The organism is Marinobacter sp. NFXS9 (assembly GCF_040148665.1).
Lineage (GTDB): Bacteria > Pseudomonadota > Gammaproteobacteria > Pseudomonadales > Oleiphilaceae > Marinobacter_A > Marinobacter_A mangrovi.
In genome coordinates this window covers 170,499-191,771 of the sequence record NZ_JAGDDW010000003.1, presented here as the reverse complement: position 1 = coordinate 191,771, position 21,273 = coordinate 170,499, and the positions used below count along the sequence as shown (strand labels likewise).

General features: G+C 59.2%; 28 protein-coding genes and 1 pseudogene. 23 read left to right on the top strand and 6 right to left on the bottom strand.

The window, feature by feature from the left end; translation table 11 throughout:
• Position 1 precedes the first annotated feature (1 nt).
• Complete coding sequence (locus J3364_RS06835) at positions 2-898, bottom strand: alpha/beta hydrolase (RefSeq protein WP_349557623.1); 897 nt, start codon at positions 896-898, stop codon at positions 2-4.
• Positions 899-1,200: 302 nt separating this feature from the next.
• Here J3364_RS06835 and J3364_RS06830 point away from each other — a divergent pair, with 302 nt between their 5' ends.
• Together J3364_RS06830 and J3364_RS06825 are read left to right on the top strand one after the other, a co-directional pair.
• Positions 1,201-2,235: an alpha/beta hydrolase gene (locus J3364_RS06830; RefSeq protein ID WP_349557622.1), complete on the top strand. Its 1,035-nt coding sequence runs from the start codon at positions 1,201-1,203 to the stop codon at positions 2,233-2,235.
• A gap of 24 nt (positions 2,236-2,259) precedes the next feature.
• Complete coding sequence (locus J3364_RS06825) at positions 2,260-2,919, top strand: YiaD family glycine zipper/OmpA-like lipoprotein (RefSeq protein ID WP_349557621.1); 660 nt, start codon at positions 2,260-2,262, stop codon at positions 2,917-2,919.
• Between the two features lie 389 nt (positions 2,920-3,308).
• Here J3364_RS06825 and J3364_RS06820 read toward each other — a convergent pair whose 3' ends face one another.
• Both J3364_RS06820 and serA read right to left on the bottom strand, forming a co-directional pair.
• Complete coding sequence (locus tag J3364_RS06820; protein WP_203141608.1) at positions 3,309-3,593, bottom strand: sll1863 family stress response protein; 285 nt, start codon at positions 3,591-3,593, stop codon at positions 3,309-3,311.
• A gap of 208 nt (positions 3,594-3,801) precedes the next feature.
• Positions 3,802-5,031 carry a phosphoglycerate dehydrogenase gene (gene serA / locus J3364_RS06815; protein ID WP_203141609.1) on the bottom strand — a complete coding sequence of 410 codons (1,230 nt, stop codon included), beginning with the start codon at positions 5,029-5,031 and terminating at the stop codon, positions 3,802-3,804.
• 223 nt (positions 5,032-5,254) lie between these two features.
• On the opposite strand from serA, the gene J3364_RS06810 reads away from it, so the two are divergent.
• From J3364_RS06810 to J3364_RS06725, 18 genes and pseudogenes are all read left to right on the top strand, one after another.
• Positions 5,255-6,649, top strand: a complete 1,395-nt coding sequence (locus J3364_RS06810; protein WP_349557620.1) for a D-2-hydroxyglutarate dehydrogenase — start codon at positions 5,255-5,257, stop codon at positions 6,647-6,649.
• A 155-nt stretch (positions 6,650-6,804) separates the two neighbouring features.
• Positions 6,805-7,485: an SIR2 family NAD-dependent protein deacylase gene (locus J3364_RS06805; protein ID WP_349557619.1), complete on the top strand. Its 681-nt coding sequence runs from the start codon at positions 6,805-6,807 to the stop codon at positions 7,483-7,485.
• A gap of 201 nt (positions 7,486-7,686) precedes the next feature.
• Positions 7,687-8,463: a DUF2971 domain-containing protein gene (locus tag J3364_RS06800; protein ID WP_349557618.1), complete on the top strand. Its 777-nt coding sequence runs from the start codon at positions 7,687-7,689 to the stop codon at positions 8,461-8,463.
• A 130-nt stretch (positions 8,464-8,593) separates the two neighbouring features.
• Entirely contained in the window at positions 8,594-8,872 is a 279-nt protein-coding gene (locus tag J3364_RS06795) for a type II toxin-antitoxin system RelE/ParE family toxin (protein WP_349557617.1), read from the top strand.
• Positions 8,872-9,165 (top strand): HigA family addiction module antitoxin, encoded by a 294-nt coding sequence (locus J3364_RS06790; protein WP_349557616.1) that lies wholly within the window; start codon positions 8,872-8,874, stop codon positions 9,163-9,165. Before J3364_RS06795 ends, J3364_RS06790 begins: the two co-directional genes overlap by 1 nt.
• A 72-nt stretch (positions 9,166-9,237) precedes the next feature.
• Positions 9,238-9,660, top strand: coding sequence for a hypothetical protein (locus J3364_RS06785; RefSeq protein ID WP_349557615.1), 423 nt, complete (start codon positions 9,238-9,240; stop codon positions 9,658-9,660).
• A 48-nt stretch (positions 9,661-9,708) separates the two neighbouring features.
• A pseudogene (locus J3364_RS06780) lies at positions 9,709-9,876 on the top strand (ester cyclase); the annotation flags it as partial.
• 99 nt (positions 9,877-9,975) lie between these two features.
• Entirely contained in the window at positions 9,976-10,296 is a 321-nt protein-coding gene (locus J3364_RS06775) for a hypothetical protein (RefSeq protein ID WP_349557614.1), read from the top strand.
• Positions 10,297-10,385: 89 nt separating this feature from the next.
• On the top strand, positions 10,386-10,868 hold the full coding sequence (locus tag J3364_RS06770) for a cupin domain-containing protein (protein ID WP_349557613.1): 483 nt from the start codon (positions 10,386-10,388) through the stop codon (positions 10,866-10,868).
• A 54-nt stretch (positions 10,869-10,922) separates the two neighbouring features.
• Complete coding sequence (locus J3364_RS06765; protein WP_349557612.1) at positions 10,923-11,174, top strand: YciI family protein; 252 nt, start codon at positions 10,923-10,925, stop codon at positions 11,172-11,174.
• Between the two features lie 241 nt (positions 11,175-11,415).
• On the top strand, positions 11,416-11,808 hold the full coding sequence (locus J3364_RS06760) for a septal ring lytic transglycosylase RlpA family protein (RefSeq protein WP_123632694.1): 393 nt from the start codon (positions 11,416-11,418) through the stop codon (positions 11,806-11,808).
• 142 nt (positions 11,809-11,950) lie between these two features.
• Complete coding sequence (locus J3364_RS06755) at positions 11,951-12,295, top strand: hypothetical protein (RefSeq protein WP_349557611.1); 345 nt, start codon at positions 11,951-11,953, stop codon at positions 12,293-12,295.
• 85 nt (positions 12,296-12,380) lie between these two features.
• Positions 12,381-12,707, top strand: coding sequence for a DUF3175 domain-containing protein (locus J3364_RS06750; protein WP_349557610.1), 327 nt, complete (start codon positions 12,381-12,383; stop codon positions 12,705-12,707).
• A 219-nt stretch (positions 12,708-12,926) separates the two neighbouring features.
• A complete protein-coding gene (locus J3364_RS06745) occupies positions 12,927-13,346 on the top strand; it encodes a VOC family protein (protein WP_349557609.1) in 420 nt (139 codons plus the stop codon).
• Positions 13,347-13,362: 16 nt separating this feature from the next.
• Complete coding sequence (locus J3364_RS06740; RefSeq protein WP_349557608.1) at positions 13,363-13,905, top strand: NADPH-dependent FMN reductase; 543 nt, start codon at positions 13,363-13,365, stop codon at positions 13,903-13,905.
• 28 nt (positions 13,906-13,933) lie between these two features.
• On the top strand, positions 13,934-14,347 hold the full coding sequence (locus tag J3364_RS06735; RefSeq protein WP_349557607.1) for an SRPBCC family protein: 414 nt from the start codon (positions 13,934-13,936) through the stop codon (positions 14,345-14,347).
• The gene (locus tag J3364_RS06730; RefSeq protein WP_349557606.1) at positions 14,344-15,021 is read left to right on the top strand and encodes a class I SAM-dependent methyltransferase; all 678 of its coding nucleotides are present in this window, start codon (positions 14,344-14,346) and stop codon (positions 15,019-15,021) included. Before J3364_RS06735 ends, J3364_RS06730 begins: the two co-directional genes overlap by 4 nt.
• A gap of 31 nt (positions 15,022-15,052) precedes the next feature.
• Positions 15,053-15,403, top strand: coding sequence for a VOC family protein (locus J3364_RS06725; protein WP_349557605.1), 351 nt, complete (start codon positions 15,053-15,055; stop codon positions 15,401-15,403).
• Between the two features lie 50 nt (positions 15,404-15,453).
• Here the strand turns inward: J3364_RS06725 and J3364_RS06720 are convergent, their stop codons facing one another.
• Positions 15,454-16,320, bottom strand: coding sequence for an AraC family transcriptional regulator (locus J3364_RS06720; protein ID WP_349557604.1), 867 nt, complete (start codon positions 16,318-16,320; stop codon positions 15,454-15,456).
• 461 nt (positions 16,321-16,781) lie between these two features.
• Between J3364_RS06720 and panB the strand changes: the two genes are divergently transcribed.
• Together panB and J3364_RS06710 are read left to right on the top strand one after the other, a co-directional pair.
• Positions 16,782-17,567: a 3-methyl-2-oxobutanoate hydroxymethyltransferase gene (gene panB / locus J3364_RS06715; protein WP_349557603.1), complete on the top strand. Its 786-nt coding sequence runs from the start codon at positions 16,782-16,784 to the stop codon at positions 17,565-17,567.
• A 69-nt stretch (positions 17,568-17,636) separates the two neighbouring features.
• Entirely contained in the window at positions 17,637-18,038 is a 402-nt protein-coding gene (locus tag J3364_RS06710; RefSeq protein WP_349557602.1) for a hypothetical protein, read from the top strand.
• 2 nt (positions 18,039-18,040) lie between these two features.
• On the opposite strand, the gene J3364_RS06705 is transcribed toward J3364_RS06710, so the two are convergent.
• A complete protein-coding gene (locus J3364_RS06705) occupies positions 18,041-18,964 on the bottom strand; it encodes a LysR family transcriptional regulator (protein WP_349557601.1) in 924 nt (307 codons plus the stop codon).
• Positions 18,965-19,174: 210 nt separating this feature from the next.
• On the opposite strand from J3364_RS06705, the gene J3364_RS06700 reads away from it, so the two are divergent.
• Positions 19,175-19,333, top strand: a complete 159-nt coding sequence (locus tag J3364_RS06700) for a hypothetical protein (protein ID WP_349557600.1) — start codon at positions 19,175-19,177, stop codon at positions 19,331-19,333.
• Positions 19,334-19,411: 78 nt separating this feature from the next.
• On the opposite strand, the gene J3364_RS06695 is transcribed toward J3364_RS06700, so the two are convergent.
• Positions 19,412-20,866, bottom strand: a complete 1,455-nt coding sequence (locus tag J3364_RS06695) for a catalase (RefSeq protein ID WP_349557599.1) — start codon at positions 20,864-20,866, stop codon at positions 19,412-19,414.
• Positions 20,867-21,273: the final 407 nt, after the last annotated feature.

Sequence of the window (21,273 nt, the reverse complement as noted above, 5' to 3'; positions counted from 1 at the left end):
GTTATTCCTTATTGTTTTGGCTGAGGAATTGGGCGATCTGCTCGACGGCCCGATTGGCCGCATCCAGTGGGCCCGCGTGGATCTGGAAAACGTGCCAGAGCTTGTCGAACTCCTGCAGGGTGACCACCACGCCCGCTTCCCGGGCCTTCTCGGCCAGCCGCCGGGCATCGTTCAGCAGGATTTCCTGGCTGCCGACCTGGATCAGCATGGGCGGCAGGCCGGTCAGGTCCGCGTTGATCGGCGAGATGCGGGGATCGTCCAGGGGCAGATCGCCCCGGTAGTCGTCCGCCGCTGCTTTGATCCAACCCAATTGCAGGACCGGTTCCACCTCCGGGGTATGCATCTGGCGATGGGTCAGGTCGAGCCAGGGAGAGAGCATGACGAGCGCACCCGGCAGGGGCAGTTTGTCCTGTTTCAGGCGAACGGCCAGCGCCAGAGCCAGGCCGCCACCCGCAGAGTCACCGGCAACGCTGATCCGGTCCGGCAGGTAGCCCTGGCTCAGCAAGTGGCGATACAGGGTCAGGGCGTCTTCCAGCGCGGCCGGGTAGACGTGCTCCGGCGCCAGCCGGTAATCCGGTGCATAGACCGCCGCACCCGTGGCCCGGGCCAAGTGCCCGGTCAGGCCCCGATGGGTGTCCGCTGAGCCGATGGTGAAAGCGCCGCCGTGCAGGTAGAGCAGGGCGTTCTCAGTCTCACTGGGGCCGCAGGTAACCCGGTTGTAAGGGACACCGTCGATCACCGACGTCTCGAATCGGGCCTCCTTCGGTGGCGGCGACAGCCGATAGGCCTGACGGATCAGGGCCCGTAGCACCGAAACCGGCATCCGGGGCGTCAAAAAGGGTTTGACCAGGGTCTGCAGACTAAGCCGCAGACCGGCCTGCAACGCCGTTTGCAGCATCGCGATCTCCGATTGTTGTTAAGCGCTTCCCGGGAACAGGGTCAGGGAAGCGGACACGTGTCAGACAGGATGTTGTATATGATTATGCATCCACTCACCAGATCAGTTGGCTGGTTTCTGTTGCAAAGACACCATTTCAGTCAATCCGGCCTTCACGGGGCACTGAACGGAGGCCGTGATGTGCTAATGTAGACGTTTCCGCCTCCGGCGACTGGCCCGAAGAGACCGCGCCTGAGATGACAGAGACGTAATACCGGGTTTTCAGCCCCCTACGTAGAATACGCAACCGACGGCGAACCACTGTGTATTGGAAGACAGACAACCTGGATATGCCCGACTGGGAACGGGCGAGCCTGATCGCCCAGCTGCCGGCTTTTGAAGTCAGCAAGCAGAAGGGGGCCTGTCAGGAGGGACTCAGCCAGGAAGTGGCCGCTTACTGCCGCTTCTATGGTCTGGATCTGTGGGTTGAGCACCCGGCCGTGGAATACACCCTGGGTAACCTGGAAGCGGGTAAGCATCGGGTTGCGATCCACTATTACCGGATCCCCAAAGCCCGCGGCACCGTCTTCATCCTGCACGGGTATTTTGACCACGTCGGTCTTTACAGCCAGTTGATTGACCGCTGCCTGAGCGCCGGGTTCAACGTGCTGGCGTACGACCAGCCCGGACACGGTCTGTCCAGTGGCACGCCCGCATCCATTGGCAGCTTTGCCGAGTACCAGCAGGTATTGCTGGATATCCTGGCGGCCGTGCGCCACCGGGTGGATGGACCCTGGTTTGCGGTGGGGCAGAGTACCGGTGGCGGCGTGCTGATCGACTACCTGCTCCAAAACGTACCCAGGGGCACGGCCGAGTTCCGGCACGTGGTGCTGTTGGCGCCCCTGGTGCGACCCAACGGCTGGATTGGAGCCAAGATTCTGCACAGCCTGGTGCGGCCATTCATGACCAGCTGGCGGCGGATGTTTTCGGAGAACAGCGGGAATTCCCGGTTTCTCCGATTCCTGCGGGAACACGATCCGCTTCAGGCCCGGGCGGTCCACGTGAACTGGGTGACGGCACTGCGCAAGTGGGTGCCGGGAATCGAAGCCGCCAAGCCGGTGCACTACGCCGTGACGGTCATCCAGGGCGAGAAGGACATGACGGTCGATTGGCAACACAACCTGAGAATCATCAGGAACAAGTTTTCCTCGGTCACCGAGCGCCGTCTGCCGAACGGGCGCCATCACCTCGTTAACGAGGCGACGGATCTGCAGGCCACGGTGTTCAATGTGACCATTAATGCCTTCATTGAAGGATGTAGCGACCTGGCCGAACCCCAGCGGGCGGCCGGCGCCTGATGTAGATGTAGAAGGAGCAGTGGGATGAAAAAAACAATCATGGCCTTGTCCGTAGCGGTCGTTACGCTGAACGGGTGTATGACGTACGATCCGTACACCGGCGAAGAGAAAGTCTCCAACGCCACCAAGGGTAGCGTGATCGGTGCGGTCACCGGCGCTGCCATCGGTGCCGCAACCTCCAGCAAGAAAGACCGCGGCAAGGGCGCCCTGATCGGCGCGGCGGCCGGTGGCGCTGCGGGTGGTGGTATCGGCTACTACATGGATCGCCAGGAGGCCGATCTGCGCCACAAGCTGGAAGGCACCGGTGTGCGCGTCCAGCGCAACGGCAACCAGATCCAGCTGATCATGCCGGGCAACATCACGTTTGACGTGGATCAGTCGTCCATCCGGTCATCCTTCACGGACGTTCTGGAATCCGTCTCGCTGGTGCTGGAAGAGTACGACGAGACCATCATCCAGATCGACGGCTACACCGACAGCACCGGCTCGGCGTCCTATAACCAGCTGCTGAGCGAACGCCGGGCCTCATCGGTGCGTGACTTCCTGCTCAACCAGGGCATCGCCTCCAAGCGTACCCGGGCCACCGGTCACGGTGAGAACAGCCCGATTGCCTCCAACAGCTCCGAATCCGGCCGGGCCCAGAACCGCCGGGTTGAGCTGACCCTGGTGCCGATGCAGGGTTAATCACCCCGCCGGCCACAAAAAAGCGGAGGCCTCCTGGAGGTCTCCGCTTTTTTATGCCAGATGGTTTGTCAGAGCCGGCGACCCGGAGCGTGTAGCTTATGCTCCCTATCGTGTTGCGTAGCGCCGGAAAGTAGGTTGGGCTGACGCAGGAATCCCAACAAGAGGCGGGCGCCAGGCATTCCCGTTGTCACAAACAAGTCTGTCCTACGCCAGTTCATAACCGGCTTGGCGGTCATAGGATTGGATGAGATGGCCACCAACCCGGCATGTTGGGCTTCCTGTGTCAGCCCAACCTACGATACTGCCATGGCATCAGGCCGCCAAAGAAGGCTCCTTCGGCGCCTCAGAAGCTGAAACGCCTGCTACATTGAGCGCATCAAGGCTCAAGCCTAATTGGTGTTACTCGGCAACCACTCCTCAACCCGCTTCTTCAGGTCGCTGAGGCGATCCTCACCGGCCTCGCGCAGTTCGCCCATTTTCTGACGGGCGCTTTCCACGTTGTCCTCCAGTTCCTGGATGCGCTTGGCGAAGTCTTCCTGGATCTCCGCCTCCGCCTGTTCATCCTTGGCCTTGGCCATTTTTTCTTCCGACTGGGCGCGCAGGCTGTCGATCTGCTTGCTCCAGTACTCAGTCTGGGTTTCCAGTTTCGTCATGAGCGAGTCTTTCAAAGACATGGTCTTCTCCTTGTGACTGCAGAATTTGAGACGATTTTCCCCAATACACCCTTAGACCTTAGGCCGATGGTGTGACGAAACAAGGTCAGATCGGGCCTGACGAGATTAACAATAGGAAAGGAAGAGGGTTCAGGGAGGCGACAGGTGGGCGTGCAGGCACAAAAAAGCCGGGCAGGGCCCGGCTTTTCAATCAACGAAACGCTGACACTCAGAACAGGACGCGGCAGCGGATGGTGCCGCGGACGGACTTGAGCTTCTCCAGCGCCAGTTCGCCGTATTCCTTGTCGACATCGATCACCACGTAGCCGATGTCTTCCTGCGTTTGCAGGTACTGGCCACAGATGTTGATGCCGTTCTCGGAGAATACCTGGTTGATTTCGGACATCACGCCCGGCACGTTTTCGTGGATGTGCAGCAGACGATGTTGGTTCGGGTGCGACGGCAGGGCCACTTCCGGGAAGTTCACGGAAGAGACGGTGGTGCCATTGTCGCTGTACATGGCGAGCTTCTCGGCCACTTCGCGACCGATGTTTTCCTGCGCTTCGATGGTGGAGCCACCGATGTGCGGAGTCAGGATCACGTTGTCGAATTCGCGCAGCGGAGACACGAACTCTTCCTCGTTGGACTTCGGCTCGACCGGGAACACGTCGATGGCCGCGCCCAGCAGCTTGCCGCTCTTCATGGTTTCGGTCAGCGCTTCGATGTCCACCACGGTGCCGCGAGACGCATTCATCAGGATGCTGCCCGGCTTCATCTGGGCCAGTTGCTCAGCGCCGAACATGTAGCGGGTTGCCGGCGTTTCCGGCACGTGCAGGCTCACCACGTCGGCAATGTTCAGCAGTTCCTTGAGGGAGTTGACCTGCTTGGCGTTACCGATCGACAGCTTGGAGACCACATCGTAGAAGTACACCTCCATGCCCAGCGCCTCGGCCAGCACGCTAAACTGGGTGCCGATGTTGCCGTAACCGATGATGCCCAGCTTCTTGCCACGGATCTCGTAGCTGTTCTTGGCGGACTTGATCCAGTCGCCGCGATGCGCCTTGGCGTTCTTCTCCGGGATACCGCGCAGCAGCAGGATGGCCTGGGCCAGAACCAGCTCGGCGACGGAACGGGTGTTGGAGAAGGGCGCGTTGAAGACCGCCACACCACGCTGGGTAGCCGCCTTCAGATTGACCTGGTTGGTACCGATACAGAAACAGCCCACGGCCACCAGCTTGTTGGCGGCCTCGAAGACCTCCTCGGTGAGCTGGGTGCGGGAACGGATGCCAATAAAGTGCGCATCGGCGATCTTTTCCTTCAGCTCCTCGTCTCCGAGGGAGTGCGTCAGGTACTCGATGTTGGTGTAACCCGCTTCATGCAGTGTATCCAGTGCAGACTGATGAACGCCTTCAAGCAGCAGGATCTTGATCTTGCTTTTGTCGAGGGACGTGTTTGCCATGGGCTTTCCAGACCTTTCGTCGCGTAATGTAAACCGTGCGCCTGCCGGGCTTTTTGACGGCAGGGTCGCAGAACAGGGCGGGTATGATACCATAATCACCCGTTTGTACATTGTGTTCGGTGACGTCAGTCATCAGGCTGTGAAGCCGCTCGCGCAAGCGCTTTCACCCTGGGCCGCCACCGTCCATTGCCCCCTGTAATCCGACAGTGCGACCGAGAGTGCCATGACGCCCGACCAGATTGTTGACGCCCTCAAATCCCTCGTTGACGACGGCAAGGTTTTGACCGATCCCGCCGACCTCGACACCTACGGCAAGGACTGGACCAAGATCTACGCGCCCAAGCCGGTGGCGATCGTGTTCCCCAAGACCACCGAGCAGGTGCAGGCCATCGTCCGCTTCGCTAACGAGAACCAGATCGCTCTGGTGCCTTCCGGCGGTCGGACCGGGTTGAGCGCCGGCGCCGTGGCTGCCAACGGTGAAGTGGTGGTGGCGTTCGATTACATGAACCAGATCCTCGACTTCAATGCCAGCGACCGGACGGTTCACTGCCAGGCGGGCGTCATCACCGAACAGCTGCAGAACTTCGCCGAAGAGAACGAGCTCTACTACCCGGTGGACTTTGCCTCCGCCGGCTCCAGCCAGCTGGGCGGCAACCTGTCCACCAACGCCGGCGGCATCAAGGTCATCCGTTACGGCATGAGCCGTGATTGGGTCGCCGGCCTGACCGTCGTCACTGGCAAGGGCGATATCCTGGAACTGAACAAGGACCTGGAAAAGAACAACACCGGCTACGACCTGCGCCACCTGTTCATCGGCGCCGAGGGCACGCTGGGCTTCATTACCGAAGCCACCATGAAGCTGACCCGCAAACCGGACAACCTGACCGTGCTGGTCCTGGGCCTGAACGACCTGACCAACACCATGGACGTTCTGCAGACCTTCCAGAAGCAGATCGACCTGACCGCCTACGAATTCTTCTCGCACCAGGCCATGCAGCACGTGCTGGCCCACGGCCAGGTGCAGGCCCCGTTCGAGACCGAAGCCCCGTACTACGCGCTGCTCGAGTTTGAAGCCGTCTCCGATCAGGTGATGGACGAGGCCATGAGCCTGTTCGAACAGTGCGTCGAAAATGGCTGGGTACTGGACGGCGCCATCAGCCAGAGCGAGACCCAGGCCAAGAATCTGTGGATGCTGCGCGAAGGCATCTCCGAATCCATCGCCCCGCGCACGCCCTACAAGAACGACATTTCCGTGATCGTTTCCAAGGTGCCCGGCTTCCTGCAGGAAATCGACGCCGTGGTCGCCGAGCACTACCCGGATTTCGAAATCATCTGGTTCGGCCACATCGGCGACGGCAACCTGCATCTCAACATCCTCAAGCCCGAGGACATGGCCAAGGAAGACTTCTTCGAGAAGTGCCAGCAGGTCAACAAGTGGGTGTTCGAGATCGTCGAACGCTACAACGGCAGCGTCTCCGCCGAGCACGGCGTGGGCATGACCAAAAAGCCCTACCTGCAATACACCCGCAGTGAAGCGGAGATCGCCTACCTCAAGGGCATCAAGCAGGTGTTCGATCCCAAGGGGATCATTAACCCGGGCAAGATTTTCGACCTGTAACACCGTGGCGGTGGATGGCCAAGCCCCATCCGCCGCCTAATTCCTGCAGGATGTCGGTGAGCCTCGCGAACCGCATCACAGTGCCTGCCCACGACTCCACGCCCAGGCCCTCAAGTGCTAAAGTCCCCGGAAAGCCAAGCATTCCGGAGACCTCCATGAAACAACACATCGTCGTCCTCACCGGCGCCGGCATGAGTGCCGAAAGCGGCATCGCCACCTTCCGCGACAACGACGGCCTCTGGGAAAAGCACAACGTTGAGGACGTCGCCACCCCCGAAGCCTTCCAGCGCAATCCCGAGCTGGTCCTGCGCTTCTACAATGACCGCCGCCGCCAACTGAAAGATGCCCAGCCCAACCCGGCCCACCACGCGCTGGCGGATCTGGAGAACGACTACCGCGTCACCATCGTCACCCAGAACATCGACGACCTACACGAACGCGCCGGCTCTACCAGCGTGGTACATCTCCACGGCCAGCTCACCCAGGCCCGCAGCGTCCGCGACGAGAACCGCCTCTACGACATCGGCTACAACGACATCCATATTGGTGACACCTGCGAACGCGGCGGCCAACTGCGCCCCCACGTCGTCTGGTTCGGCGAAACCGTCCCCATGATCGAAACCGCCGCCGAAGTCGTCAGTACCGCCGACCAGCTCCTGATTGTCGGCACCTCGCTGCAGGTCTACCCGGCGGCCGGGCTGGTCGATTGCGTGGACTTCGACGTCCCCATCACCGTGATCGATCCGGGGGAGGCGAGCGTGTCCCGGGCCAGGGTGATCCGGAAGACGGCGAGTGAAGGCGTGTTGGAGTGGATGGCATCGTTGCGGCGTCAGTAGACGGGATATTGGATGCACGAAAAGAAGAAGTCACGATATTGCATGGCGGTGAGGCCGGAGACTGGCTAAGCTGTTGTTCAGGTTGGATAAAGAGGAAGCGCTGGGGCCGTCGATCCGGGATGTTATACCGAACGCTCGTATATTCAATATCACGGAACGCGGTCTAATTGCTGTTAAGCAATCTGAATCGATGAGAAAGCTATGGCTGAAGAGTATCCGGAATATTTATACAAATTCCGCTCTGGTTCAAAGCGAGACATTGAAAACCTTAGAAATGGTAATATCTGGCTTCCTAAATTTGAGGATATGAATGACCCGCATGATGGCCAATTAGATATTCTCATTGATCAGGCTATCAGAATGCATGGCGTCCATACTCCTATGGTCATCCATGACGCCTCCGGTTCACCTGCCTTTATACCTTTCGGGCTAGGCACAACTGAGCACGAAAATCGTCATTCGCCGGAAGTCGAAGAGAAATATCGAAAGGAGGCTGAAAAAGCAAAGCAGTTTTATGGAAACGTTGGTGTTTATAGCCTGAGTGAAAGCTGTGGGAGTCCTCAGATGTGGGCACATTACGCATCTGAATCTTCGGGTTTTTGTATAGAGTATAAATTACGAACTGACAGCGGCGATCTACACCAGAACTGCGAGTATTTCTTTCGGGTTCGTTACGTTGATGATTACCCAGAGGTAGATCTCAGGTTGTTGTCGCTTTCCACGGAAGGCCGCCGGTTGTTCGAAATGTTTGGTAGGAAAGAGCGAAACTGGTCCTACGAAAAGGAGTGGAGGTTTGTCTCTCCCGAGGGAGGTTTTCCAGCTCCGCAACCATTACCTATATCGTCAATAATTTTTGGAGCTAAGGCCAATGATCAGCTCATTGACGATATAAAGGCTGTATTCGAAGGGACGGACGTTCTTATGAAACGGTCCACCAAAGTGCCAAGCCAGTTCGAGTTTGGGACCGAACTATTGTGAGAACACCGAAATCGCTTAACCAGGGGCTGCAGCGGACCGCTTCTCCGGCGCGGTGCGCCTCCAAATCGGCCGCTGAGCCCAGGCGTTAAGCCTTTTTGTTGCGTGATGCGCAACGTGCTAGAATTGCCTCATGATTAAATCATTCCGTCACAAAGGACTGAAACGGTTCTACTCGACTGGCAACACATCTGGCATCCAGCCGGATCACGCCAAGAAACTGCGTATGCAGTTGGCTGCTTTGGATACTGCTACTTCGGTGGACGACATGGACATCCCAGGCTTTCGGCTTCATCCATTGAAGGGGAAAGACAAGGGGCGGTGGTCGATTCGGGTTAACGGAAATTGGTGCATGACGTTCGAATTTCAAGACGGCAACGCCTACATTCTTGATTATGAGGATTATCACTAATGACTATGCATAATCCACCGCATCCGGGTGAGTTCATTCGGGACGTCTACCTTGAGCCTTTCGGTCTCAGTTCCCGTCAGCTCGCTTCCAGTCTGGGGGTTTCACCCTCTACGTTGTCTCGTCTGCTCAAAGGGGATAGCGGTGTTAGCCCGGAAATGTCTCTGCGACTATCCAAGGTTCTCGGGCGTACACCTGAAAGCTGGTTGGCGATGCAGGATATGTACGATCTGTGGGTGGCTCGCAATACGGTCAATCTTGATGAAATTCATCCCCTGGACTTCGATGCAGCTTAACCATTGGCTATTGCCGGACGCGCCTCCGCTGGCGCTCCGGCACGCCGCAAAGCCAGGGCGTTAGGCATACCTATGACCGAGATCTTTGGTTTTAATCGAATGTGCCTTGTGGAAATTCGTGTTGGGAAAAACCACGACAAAGTTCATCCTGCCTGGCAGGACGACACCAATGAAGGCTTTCTGATTTGCTATGACCTCAATTTGGTCTTTGACGACCAATCGATTTTCTTGGTCCAGCCGTGTGAGGTAGAAATTGAGGGTCGTTACCCAAGTCTCGGGTTATCGCTGAAAGAGATAGAAGCAGTGAATCTGCCGTCAATCTTCAAGATCTTTTGCCTTCCGATGAGGGTGGAGGCAGTGCTTCAAACTGATTGCTTGGGAGAGGATGTTATAAATCAATACATCGTAGCCCTAGAGAACGGTAGCAAAATTGTAATCAGGCACGTATTTCCGCCAATGACGATGGGTATAAGATTCGAGCACGGGAATGCCTAACCAAGCCATTAAGTTCGCGCTGGACTTCCCCCGGTGCAGTGGACACTCCTAGCCTATGACTGTACGCCAACGGAGCGGTTTCTTGACCTGAATGTTTACGGCAGGAGGGTGTCCTTTGCCGAGAACGTCTTCTATGAGTTCCGCGACGAAAAAATCGTCCAGGTATGGTCCGTCATCGACAAGGCGGCTATCGAGGCGCAGCTCCGGGCGAACTGAGCGACGCCTAATTCCTCCATTGAGCGGACGCCCGCTGCTGGCGGACTTCGCCTGCCGGCAGTCGCTGCTCATGTCGACCGTTAAAGACGTGAGGTTCCCATGAAAGAGAGTGATTGGAAGAAGTTCAAAGTGATCAAGGAGAAAGCCATCGAACGCTTCTGTAGCCAAGCGCTTGAAGAGTTCGAAGAGGTCATATCGAACACGGAAGAGCATGTCCACAATCGCTATCTTCTTCTGTACAAGCTCGTTCAAAATCGAGACAAAGAGATGGCGCTCATATTCGATTATCACAGTCGATCAAGGGCTGCGATGCAATTGACGGCCATGAGGGCTAGAGGGCTCGCCGATGAATCCTTATTGGCTGGGCTGTCAGAGGAATTCCTTGAGCAAACAGACCCTAAACCGTTTGGTTGGAATTAGCGTTGTAGGTTGGCCCGTGTGGGCGAGACTGGAAGCAGGTCAGGATCGTCCGGGAGGCGGCTTGCTTCATCGAACAACAGGCAAACACCATGGACAAATACCACCTCACCAAAGCCGATATCGAACAGTTCGAAGGTATCGAGAAAACCCATTTCCTCAATGACAACGCCAGGCGGACCAACAAGTCCCTTGGCGATCTGACCGGCATTACTGGCTTCGGTTTTCACATCATCGAAGTGCAGCCGGGTCGGGAGTCTACGGAATTTCACCGGCACTATGATGAGGATGAGTGCGTCTACATCCTGGAAGGCACGGCGGAGGCGCGGATTGGCGGAGAGACCGTGCAGGTGAGCGCCGGGGATTTTATCGGCTATCGGGCCGGCGGCGAGGCCCATGCGCTGCGGAACAACGGCGACGCGGTGCTAAAGTGCATTGTTGTCGGCGAACGCCGGGACCACGATATGGCCGACTACCCCGACCTCAAGAAGCGCATCTATCGCAGCAAGGCACGGCCCTGGAACCTGGTCGACTTCGATGCGATTGCAGAGCCCAGCGGTGGCAGGAAGGTTTAGGATCTTATTCCAGCCGTGTTTTGCACCGATTTACAACCCAAGAGAGCCAATACCATGTTCTACCTGGTCACCACTTTTCGTACCCCGGAATTCGACCCGGGCGTCATCGATGCCCACTATGCTTTCCTTGACGACCTTCGCCAGCAGGGCAAGCTGGAGCTCGCCGGCCCGTTTACCGACAAATCCGGCGGTGCCTACCTGATCCGGGCGGCCAGTAAGGAAGAGGCCGAGGCTTTGGCGTTCCGCGATCCGGTGCACACCTCCGGTTCGTCGATTGTGACCGTCTATGAGTGGAACGCAAAGTAGGACAAGCCCCGCGTGTCTTGAACGGGCCTTCGTCTGGTTTGAATCCATGGAAGCGGTGAAACAATTTGCCGGCGACCCCGTTGATCATGCGGTCGTGCCTGAGGACGTCCGGGAGATCCTGACTCGGTTTGAGAGCAGTGTTCATCACGACGAGACTGTTCTCTAACCTGTTTTTAACTCGTCATTGCCCGCCGTCGCCGCCAGGATAGGTCCCACCTGACCATCGTCAAAGACTCACATCATGGCATTCACTCCAAGAACGATATGGGCTATTGCGGTCCTCACTCTGATGGCAGGGTGTTCGACCGTCCAATCCGGGGCTGGCGGCAACCGCGTGGGCTATACGGAAACAGGGCAAGCCTCGTATTACGCGGACAGCCTGCAAAACCGAAAGACGGCCAGTGGGGACATCTACAAGCACGAGCGCCTTACTGCAGCCCATAAAACGTTGCCGTTCGGCTCGACCGTCAAAGTCACCAACGTCCAAAACGGTAAAAGCGTCGTCGTCGAAATCAACGATCGTGGGCCGTTCGTATCGGGTCGCATCATTGATCTCTCCAAATCCGCATTCCGTCGCATTGCGAACACCTCGTTGGGGCTGATCAACGTCAAAATTGAGGTGCTTTCGATGTGATCGGGTATCTTACGGTGGGGAATACGACGCTGTGATGCTACTTCATATTCTCCACCCGGATGTTGTCAGGGCACACTTCGCTGGTGGCGCCACACACCGGTTGTGACACTCATTTCTTTACGTCAAAACAGGAGACACGAGCATGGAACGCCTGATCACGAGCGACAACGCGGAGGCCATCGGCCGACCGATCATTGAACAGATAATTACCGCCCACCTGAATTCAGACTACGACCACCTGCTGGCCCAGGTGCCCACCATCCGGGGCAAGGTGCCGCAGGAAGAGTTCGAAGAGGCGGCGGCCAATCTTGAGTCGTTCGGCAACGTACGGTCGATCGACTACCTCGGTCATTTCGCGAAGGTCAAAGAGCATCTCGTGCTCTGGCGAGTGCGATATGAGAATGCGGATGAGGATATTCTCTGGCACCTGTACCTGTCGGATCTGGACGGCGAGGTGCAGACCGTCGGTCTGTTTTTCGATCTGTAGCGTTGGGCAGGGCTTCATCGGGAGCGTCTGGAACCGTTACGCTGACGGCTGGGAGCCAATTCATCCGAACACGGAGGGCGGTGAGATGTCTGAGTCTCAGAAACGGGGCCAACAGGCGGCCACCGAGAGCTGGTCCCAGCGGGTCACCGAATCCAGCGATGCCCTGGATCTGGAAGAGGGCGTGTTTACGCTCAAGGACCCGAAGGCCATTGCGCTATCCCTGAAACAGTCCGCTGAAGACAGTCAGAAACGCAAGTCGGATCCCTATCGCTCCGCCATGTCGATGCTGACGTTCTATCTGAACCGGGCCGGGAAGAACATGCCCGAGTCGCAGCGTGAGGTTCTTGAAGCGGCGAAGGACGAGCTGAGGGCGCTATACGGCCGCCCGCGAAAGGGCACCGTTCGCAAGTAGTCGGGGTGGTATCCGATTAGCGGAATGACCAAGTTGTGGATTCCGTATTAGAAAGACGGGCAGGTGTGGCCTACGTTTTACGTCAAAGTCACCCATCGATGCTAGAACCGAAACGGGTCGCTGCCATTTTTCCGGAGTCTGTCGAAAAGGCGCGGGGCCATCCGACCAGTGAAGAACAGCATGAGGCTGTTGTCTGATGGATAAACTGGAGAAATTATTATGTCCCGTATGATCTTTGTGAATCTGCCAGTCGCCGACTTGCCCGCGTCCATGGCGTTTTATAGCGCCCTGGGGTTCGAGAATAATCCGCAGTTTACCGACGAGACGGCCGCCTGCATGGTGTGGAGCGAGTCGATTTTTGTCATGCTGCTGACTCACGATAAGTGGCGCACGTTCACCGATCGTCCGATTCCGCCGGCCACGTCCAGCGAAGTGATGCTGGCCCTCGCCTGCGACGGCAAGGATGAGGTCGATGCGCTGAGCCAGTCGGCCGCGAAAAGCGGTGGCACGGCCGATATCAACCCGAAACAGGATCTGGGATTCATGTACGGCCGCAGCCTGGCCGATCCGGACGGCCACGTCTGGGAGGCCTTCTGGATGGATCCGGCGGCGATGGAAGGCGAGGCCCAGGTCGGCTGATCACACAGGATACGCGATGGAAGGGTACCGTTTACTGGCGTTGTCAGGCAGCTTGCGTCAGCGCTCCTACAACACGGCAGCGATCAAGGCGCTGCGGGCGCTGGCGCCGGACAATGTGGACATTGTGATTGGCGAAATCGGCCACTTGCCCCTGTTCAACCCGGATCTGGAAGACGACTGGATCCCGGCGCTGGACGACCTGAAGGCGCAGTTGGCCGAGGCCTCGGGGCTGATCATCGCCAGCCCGGAATACGCCCACGGCATCAGCGCCCCGATGAAAAACGCGCTGGACTGGCTGGTGAGCGGTACCGAGTTTCCCTTCAAACCGGTGATGCTGATCAACACGTCGCCTCGGGCCGGCCACGCCCAGGCCGCCCTGAAGGAAGTGATTGCGACCATGTCAGGATACTTGGTTGAAGAGGCGCACGTGTCTCTGCCTTTGCTGGGCAGCGAGCTGGACAGGCGCGGCATACAGTCCGATGCTGCGTTGTCGGGTGCGTTGCTGTCGGGACTGAAGGCCTTCTGTGCCGCCATAGACGCGCAAGCTCGTGAGGCCTGAAAGGGCGCGTCATCGGAAGGAGAACGGTATGCAGGCTGTCTGTCACGTGAGCACCTACATTGCCCGGCCTCCGGAGGCTGTCTATGCCTTTGCCTCGGATCCCCGGAACCTGCCGCAGTGGGCCGCGGGGCTGGCCCGCTCTGACGTGCGCCCGTCTGGCGAAGACTGGGTGGTCGACGCGCCGTTTGGCCGGGTGACCATCCGCTTCGCCAGAACCAACGACTTTGGCGTAATGGACCACGACGTCACGCTGGATTCCGGCGTGACGGTCCATAACCCGATGCGCGTTGTGCCCAATGGCGAAGGGAGCGAATTCATCTTCACCCTGTTTCGTCGGGACGACATGACCGAGGATCAGTTTGATGCAGATCGACAAGCCGTGGAGGCGGATCTGGCCTCGTTGAAGGCGCTGTTGGAATCGAAGCCGGAACGCGGTGCATGAACCCCCACAGCGATGCCAAGATCATCGATTCCTGGCGCAAGAACGCCGAGCCCTGGACGGAGGCCGTTCGGGGCGCGCAGATTGCCAGCCGGGAGCGCGTGACCAACCAGGCCATCGTGGATGCCGTGTTGCAGCGTTCTCCGCGGTCCGTGTTGGACGTGGGCTGCGGCGAAGGCTGGTTGTGCCGGGCGTTGTCAGCCGACGTTGAGCGCGTGGTGGGTGTCGATGCCATACCGGCGCTGGTGGGGCAGGCCCAGGCGGCGGGCGGCGGCGATTTTCGCGTGAAGACCTACGAAGCCCTGGGCGATGGCTCGTTGTCGGAGGCCTTCGACGCCGTCGTTTGCAACTTCTCCCTGCTGGGAGACACGTCGGTCGAAACCGTATTTGCCAGCGTCCCTCAGCTGCTGAGCAACACAGGGGCGTTCATCGTCCAGACCCTGCACCCGGTCGCCGCATGCGGCGATCAACCCTATGAAGACGGTTGGCGGGACGGCTCCTGGGATGGCTTCGACCCCTCGTTTGTGGACCCGGCGCCCTGGTATTTCCGGACCCTGGCGAGCTGGGTGGATCTGTTTGTTGACCGTGGTTTTCGCCTGGTCGACATCCGAGAGCCGTTGGATCCGGCCACGTACCAACCGGCGTCGATTATCTTCGTCGGTACCGTTACGCCATAGTCCATCCACCCATTGTCAAAGGACTGATCTCATGAAAGTAAAACGCATCGTGCCCAACATCGCGACGGATGATCCCGCCAAAGCGGCGGCCTTCTACGAAACCATTTTTGGGCTGGACATCATCATGGACCACGGCTGGTTGCGGACCTACGGCTCCGGCGAGTCCATGTCGGTTCAACTCGGTGTGGCATCGGAAGGCGGCTCCGGAACGCTGGTGCCGGACTTGTCGATCGAAGTGGATGATCTGGGCGAGGTGTTGGAGCGGGTCCATGCGGCCAACATCCCGATCGACTACGGCCCGGTCGAGGAGCCCTGGGGTGTCCGGCGCTTTTTCGTGCGCGATCCGTTCGGCAAGATCGTGAACGTGCTGCAGCATCTATAGCGCCGGAAAGCGGCCTTCGCCACGAACGGGAGAAGGCCGTTTCAGTCGGTTCACACCAGCGGCAGGCACACGTCGGTCACCAGTTCGTGCTCCGGCGTATCCTGGAGCAGGTTGTGGTAGTGGAAGAAGAGGGGGAAGTCCCGCAACTCCTCACCACTTTCCGGCAACCATTCCCGGTACAGGTAATAGGCCGGTTCGGTCATCCGGTCGTGGGAACCGAAATGGCGAACCACCGCGCAGCGACCGGCCGGAATCACCTTGTTGATGATGCCGAATTCGTTCTCCGGTACGGGCTTGGTAACCGATCCGCAGATGTCGAACCGGAACTCGTCCGGTGGTGTGGCGTTGGGATCGTCCCAGGCCAGGCCGATCGACTCGCTGGTGGCTACCGGCGACAGGCCGGTCTGCTTGCGCCATTCGATGAATTGGGCGGCGGACTCGTTGACCAGGGCCGGCGAGCCCCGGTGCTCAAGCACTGCCACACGGGTTTCGGGAAATTCAATAATCTTGACGTCCATAGGTTGTCTCCGCTCTCTTTGGGGCAATTGAAACCGCTCGTTCCACGGCTGCCAGGCCGGGACTTTGCGGAATTGGGAGGGCGTCTGACCAAAGGTGGTCTTGAAGGCCCGGGAAAACGATTCCGGATTCTCGAACCCCGCTTCCAGCGCAATCTCGATGATCGACATGTCCCCCATAAACGCCAGGCGATAGGACGCCCGTCGCAGTCGCATCAGCTGGATGTAACGGGCGACACTCGTACCGGCGTACAGCGAGAACTGCCGGTGGAAATGGTACTTCGAGAAATGCGCGACCCGGCTCAGGCGTTCCAGGGACAGGTCCTCGGACAGGTGTTCGTCGATAAACCGAAACACCGTGTTGAAACGCGCGGCGTAGGCCGATGCCTTTGATCCATTCACTGCCAAATCTCCTCAATCGGGCGCCACTATGCCCGAGCGGTGCCGGCCAATCCTGACTCAGATTGCTCAATCGCGATGCCAGCCTGACGAGCATAGCGAACAGGGCCGCTAAGGGGGCGAATGATTTGGCCTGTATCGAGAGGTTCCATATTTGAGTGAAGGGTCGTAAGGTGAGGCCAGTCTCAAGCCTATGAAGGTATTGTAGGAGCGTTGTGAGCGCCGTAGGTTGGGCTGACGCAGGAAGCCCAACAAGCCGGGTTTGCGGCCGATCTCATCCAATCCAATGGTCGCCAAGTGGGTTGTAAATAGCCGTATTCCAAGCATGTCCGGGATAACGGGAACGTCTGTTGCCCGCTTATTGTTGGGCTTCCTGCGTCAGCCCAACCTACGCCCCTGAGCCTTTGCAACAGGTTCTCAAGAGAGTGCGTCGAAACGGCGCTTAACGGAGAAAGGAGCAACCAATGAAACAGACTCCCACAGATTTTCAGGCGATGAAGGGCGTTGAGCCAATCACCATGCTGACCGCCTATACCTGCCCGGTGGCCCGCGGGATCGAGCAGGCGGGCGTACCTGTGATCCTGGTCGGCGATACCGTCGGCATGGTAGAGATGGGCTTCGACAGCACCCGGGATGTGACCATCGAGCATATGGAGTATCACATCGGTGCGGTGCGCCGTGGTGCGAAGGACACGCATATTATCGGTGATCTGCCGTACCTGACGGACAAAGACCCGGCCACGGCCCTGATCCACGCCCGGCGGCTGATTGCAGCCGGCGCCGACAGCATCAAGCTGGAGGGGCCGAAACTGGATGTGATTGCCCACCTTGTGGCCCATGACATTGCCGTGGTCGGCCACACCGGCCTGACGCCGCAAACGGCCACCAGCTTCAAGAAGGTCGGCAGCACCAGCGAAGACGCCCAACGCATTGCCGACGAAGCCCGGGATATCCAGGATGCCGGCGCGTTCATGGTGGTGATCGAGCACGTGCCCTACGACCTGAGCACCCGCATTACCGCCGAACTGCGGATCCCCACAATCGGTATCGGCGCCGGCCCGGACTGCGATGGCCAGGTGCTGGTCATCAACGATGCTTTGGGGCTGGGGGATTACTGGCCGCCGTTCTCCAAGCAGTACGCGCATGTCAGCGACACCATCCTGCAGGTGGCGAAAGACTTCCGGGGTGAAGTCGCCTCGCGGGAATTTCCCAATAACATCATCCGGTTCACCGGCACCGGTAGCCGCTAGTGGATTAATCCGGGGCAGGTGGGCCCAACCCGCCCAAACATCGGCTTCACACAAGGAGCAGCAATCACCATGCGCTGGAACCGGGTGGTTGTGGTCTGGCTACTGATTATCGCTGCTGAATCCGTCAGCGGCGCGCTGCGGGAAATGTTTCTGACGCCCCGCATTGGCCCCGTCATGGCTCATCAGATCGGCGTGTTGGTGGGCTGCGTCGTTATCTTTGCCATCGCCTGGTTCCTGCTGCGCTGGATGCAGGTGATCACGGTGTCCCGGCAGCTCGTCGCCGGGCTGGTTTGGGTGCTGCTGACGCTTGTTTTTGAGTGGGCGCTGGGCCTGGCGCTCGGCGTGCCGCCGGAAGCGTTCAAGGCCGACTTCGATCCGGCCCAGGGTGGCCTGATGGGGCTGGGGCTTCTGTTCATGTTGTGTACGCCGGCCCTAGTGGCCCACTTGCAGGGCATCGGGCGCGACCGTTAGCGTCAACTCACCGTTTCGGTCGCCGCCGTTTGCGGGACGCTGGCCTCCTGCCATAGCTGCTTGACCAGGGCGATTACAGCCGCAATGGCCGGCTCATCCACTCGATCCCGACGCACCAGCAGGCTCAGGTTGATGCTCAGGCGGGGTTCGGAATAGACCCGGACGCTGCCTCGATCGGCCCAGTGACTGGCCAGCTCATGCTCCACCAGCCCATACCCGAGACCCGCCCGGATCATCGACAGGGTGCTGAGTTCATCAATCGACGAAGAATTGTTGTTGGCCTGCTCCCGGCCGCCGCCGAGGATGTCTGGCAGCATGGTGGCCAACGGGCAGTGGCCGGCGGGCCAGATCCAGGGCAGGGCCCTGCGTTCGGCGAAGTCGGTGGGGAAATGTTCGCGGCTGCCTTCCAGGGGGCCCACCACACTGACGCGTATGGGTGCCAGACGCAGGCCAAGCACCTGGTCGTCGGCGTAATCGCCGTAGGCATAGCCCATGTCGAGCTCACCGGCTTTCACCTGATCACGAATCACGAATGATGAACTGGTGGCCAGTTCCAGCGCGATTTCCGGCAGGTCCCGCGCGACCGAGCGCAGCAGTTGATCCACCTTCAGATATTCCGGCGGCGCGTTGAGTGCGAACGACAGCGGCTCGGGCTGTTCGCAGCGCAGTGCCCGGGCAATCTCGTCCAGTTCCGCCACTTGCATCAGCGCCTGGCGCGCCGGTGCCAGCAGTTTGCGACCGGCGGTCGTCAGGGCCATCCCGCGTGTGTTGCGTTCGAACAGGGCCAGCCCGAAGTGATCCTCCAACTGACGCAGGTGTTCGCTGACCGCCGATGGCGTCGTGTGGCGACGATTGGCCGCCCGGGTCAGGTTGCCCTCGTCGGCCACCAGTACGAATGAACGTAGCTTATCGAGTTTTATGTTCATGTTTTACGAACGCCGCTTTTCAGAAAGACTGATAGATACCCCACCTTTATCGCAGTTTAATGGCATTTACCGGCCGGCCTCAATTCATATTTCCTGGAGGTATTTGTCATGCAAACTGCGACATCCAGACGCACTGAAACTGTTTTTATTCCTCCTATGGAGGTCGGAAGTTCTGACGTACTCCGCCGGCCGCTGCCGAGGTCTGTTCGAGTGGGGCGCGTGCTGCGGGAATGGTTCCGCCGTTACCGGACGCGTGCCCGGCTGCGCGGGCAGTTGAGGGAGATCGATACCACACGCGCCGAACTGGACGTAGGATTGCCCATCGGGTCGTTGATCGAGGAAGCCTACAAGCCGTTCTGGAAAGCCTGATGTGCTTTACTGGAAGGGGTGGGCGTTGACCGCCGGACGCCCCTGATCGAGGCGCCTGGCGATGGTTCAGTCAAACGATCAGCTTTGCTTCACGCCCTGTTCGATCCGGGCGCCAACTTCGGCGTCGATCTTCTTCCAGTAGTCCAGAGCGCGGGACAGCACGGGCTCTTTCACTCCGCCCTTGATGTGCCCGACCACGTTGGACACCAAACGGTCCCGGGCCGCCTGGTCCATCACCTGATTGATCAGGGCATTGGCCTGTCCGAAATCGTCATCGTCTTTGCGCAGCTTGTACGCAGCACGGACCATATCGCCGCTGGTTTCCCAGGTGGAGTCGGTGGGGTAGCGCTCTCCGTCGGCCACCGGGCCGCCCTTGCTGTTCGGGGCGTAGACCGGATCAGTGGCGTTTTGCACCCGCATCGCGCCGTCCTTGGTGTAGGCATGTACAGGCGCTTTGGGCGAGTTCACCGGAATCTGCTTGTAGTTGACGCCCAAGCGCGCGCGATGGGCGTCAGCATAGGAGAACACCCGACCCAGCAGCATCTTGTCCGGACTGATGCCGATGCCCGGGACGAGATTGTTCGGCTCGAAAGCGGCCTGCTCGATCTCGGTGTGGTAGTCGGTCGGATTCCGGTTGAGGACGAGACGGCCCACTTTGGTCAGCGGGTAGTCGTCGTGCGGCCAGACCTTGGTCAGGTCGAACGGGTTGAAGCGGTACGTCTCCGCGTCCCTGAACGGCATGATCTGCATGTAAAGCGTCCAGCTGGGATGGTCACCGCGCTCGATCGCCTCGTAGAGATCCCGGGTGTGGTAGTCCCCGTCTTCACCGGCCAGGCGGTCGGCGTCTTCCTGGGTCAGGCATTCAATACCCTGGTCGGTCTTGAAGTGGTATTTTACCCAGAATTTCTCGCCCTGGGCGTTGACCCACATGTAGGTGTGGCTGGAATAGCCGTTCATGTGGCGCCAGGTTTTGGGAATGCCCCGGTCGCCCATCAGCCAGGTCACCTGGTGGGCGGACTCCGGTGACAGGCTCCAGAAATCCCACTGCATGTCGTGATCGCGCAGATTGGTATCGGCCCGGCGTTTCTGCGAGCGGATGAAGTGCTGGAATTTCATCGGATCGCGCACGAAGAACACCGGGGTGTTGTTCCCCACCATGTCGTAGTTGCCTTCGCTGGTGTAGAACTTCACCGCGAAGCCACGGGGATCACGCCAGGTGTCCGGGCTGCCGCGCTCGCCGGCCACACTGGAGAAGCGAATCACCAGATCGGTCTTGGTGCCTTTCTGGAACACCGCCGCTTTGGTGTACTGGCTGACGTCTTCGGTGGTCTCGAAATAGCCAAAGGCACCGCCACCCTTGGCGTGGGGCTGGCGCTCCGGGATGCGCTCGCGGTTGAAGTTGGCCATCTGCTCGATCAGGTAATGGTCGTGCAGCACGATCGGGCCATCCGGGCCAATCGTCAGGGAATGTTCGTCACTGGCGACAGGAATACCGGCATCGTTCGTGGTCGGTTTCTGGTCCTTACTCGTCATCGTGAGGTCTCCTTTTCATCGTGTTGAAGCGGCTTCCATCACGCAAAGACAGGCCCGGCAATATGACGCGTCCGCCGGGCGGCAGATAGGCGGATCGACCGCTCCTGACCGGGAGGTGTGGCTGGCCATGGTGAAATGGCTCGGTCAGTTTGGACCACACCCTACAGCTCGGACCCATGCTTGCTGGTGCCGCAGGCACGCGTCAAGGTGCATACTTGGGGTGTCATCCTCGCCTTTCTCCCTGGCTTTTCCTCAACTCGAAAGCGGTCTGCGTGGCAGGCCTTCCGCGACAGTCGATCCGACGTTGTGTCGCCGAGCACGGTAGGCGTTGGATGACAGGAACTTCGGTGATATTTAATAGGATGGATATAAAAATCTCATCATGAAGTCGGATTGGCCCGGTTCGT

What these genes read in the sequence shown, in the direction of transcription:
- J3364_RS06775 (WP_349557614.1), top strand. Translation starts at nt 9,976, where the DNA reads ATGAAAGAGAGTGATTGGAAGAAGTTCAAAGTGATCAAGGAGAAAGCC.
- J3364_RS06820 (WP_203141608.1), bottom strand. Translation starts at nt 3,593, where the DNA reads ATGTCTTTGAAAGACTCGCTCATGACGAAACTGGAAACCCAGACTGAG.
- J3364_RS06805 (WP_349557619.1), top strand. Translation starts at nt 6,805, where the DNA reads ATGAAACAACACATCGTCGTCCTCACCGGCGCCGGCATGAGTGCCGAA.
- J3364_RS06740 (WP_349557608.1), top strand. Translation starts at nt 13,363, where the DNA reads ATGGAAGGGTACCGTTTACTGGCGTTGTCAGGCAGCTTGCGTCAGCGC.
- J3364_RS06835 (WP_349557623.1), bottom strand. Translation starts at nt 898, where the DNA reads ATGCTGCAAACGGCGTTGCAGGCCGGTCTGCGGCTTAGTCTGCAGACC.
- J3364_RS06785 (WP_349557615.1), top strand. Translation starts at nt 9,238, where the DNA reads ATGACCGAGATCTTTGGTTTTAATCGAATGTGCCTTGTGGAAATTCGT.
- J3364_RS06750 (WP_349557610.1), top strand. Translation starts at nt 12,381, where the DNA reads ATGTCTGAGTCTCAGAAACGGGGCCAACAGGCGGCCACCGAGAGCTGG.
- J3364_RS06770 (WP_349557613.1), top strand. Translation starts at nt 10,386, where the DNA reads ATGGACAAATACCACCTCACCAAAGCCGATATCGAACAGTTCGAAGGT.
- J3364_RS06710 (WP_349557602.1), top strand. Translation starts at nt 17,637, where the DNA reads ATGCGCTGGAACCGGGTGGTTGTGGTCTGGCTACTGATTATCGCTGCT.
- J3364_RS06745 (WP_349557609.1), top strand. Translation starts at nt 12,927, where the DNA reads ATGTCCCGTATGATCTTTGTGAATCTGCCAGTCGCCGACTTGCCCGCG.
- J3364_RS06810 (WP_349557620.1), top strand. Translation starts at nt 5,255, where the DNA reads ATGACGCCCGACCAGATTGTTGACGCCCTCAAATCCCTCGTTGACGAC.
- serA (WP_203141609.1), bottom strand. Translation starts at nt 5,031, where the DNA reads ATGGCAAACACGTCCCTCGACAAAAGCAAGATCAAGATCCTGCTGCTT.
- J3364_RS06760 (WP_123632694.1), top strand. Translation starts at nt 11,416, where the DNA reads ATGGCATTCACTCCAAGAACGATATGGGCTATTGCGGTCCTCACTCTG.
- J3364_RS06735 (WP_349557607.1), top strand. Translation starts at nt 13,934, where the DNA reads ATGCAGGCTGTCTGTCACGTGAGCACCTACATTGCCCGGCCTCCGGAG.
- J3364_RS06765 (WP_349557612.1), top strand. Translation starts at nt 10,923, where the DNA reads ATGTTCTACCTGGTCACCACTTTTCGTACCCCGGAATTCGACCCGGGC.
- J3364_RS06790 (WP_349557616.1), top strand. Translation starts at nt 8,872, where the DNA reads ATGACTATGCATAATCCACCGCATCCGGGTGAGTTCATTCGGGACGTC.
- J3364_RS06705 (WP_349557601.1), bottom strand. Translation starts at nt 18,964, where the DNA reads ATGAACATAAAACTCGATAAGCTACGTTCATTCGTACTGGTGGCCGAC.
- J3364_RS06800 (WP_349557618.1), top strand. Translation starts at nt 7,687, where the DNA reads ATGGCTGAAGAGTATCCGGAATATTTATACAAATTCCGCTCTGGTTCA.
- J3364_RS06755 (WP_349557611.1), top strand. Translation starts at nt 11,951, where the DNA reads ATGGAACGCCTGATCACGAGCGACAACGCGGAGGCCATCGGCCGACCG.
- J3364_RS06725 (WP_349557605.1), top strand. Translation starts at nt 15,053, where the DNA reads ATGAAAGTAAAACGCATCGTGCCCAACATCGCGACGGATGATCCCGCC.
- J3364_RS06695 (WP_349557599.1), bottom strand. Translation starts at nt 20,866, where the DNA reads ATGACGAGTAAGGACCAGAAACCGACCACGAACGATGCCGGTATTCCT.
- J3364_RS06825 (WP_349557621.1), top strand. Translation starts at nt 2,260, where the DNA reads ATGAAAAAAACAATCATGGCCTTGTCCGTAGCGGTCGTTACGCTGAAC.
- J3364_RS06730 (WP_349557606.1), top strand. Translation starts at nt 14,344, where the DNA reads ATGAACCCCCACAGCGATGCCAAGATCATCGATTCCTGGCGCAAGAAC.
- panB (WP_349557603.1), top strand. Translation starts at nt 16,782, where the DNA reads ATGAAACAGACTCCCACAGATTTTCAGGCGATGAAGGGCGTTGAGCCA.
- J3364_RS06795 (WP_349557617.1), top strand. Translation starts at nt 8,594, where the DNA reads ATGATTAAATCATTCCGTCACAAAGGACTGAAACGGTTCTACTCGACT.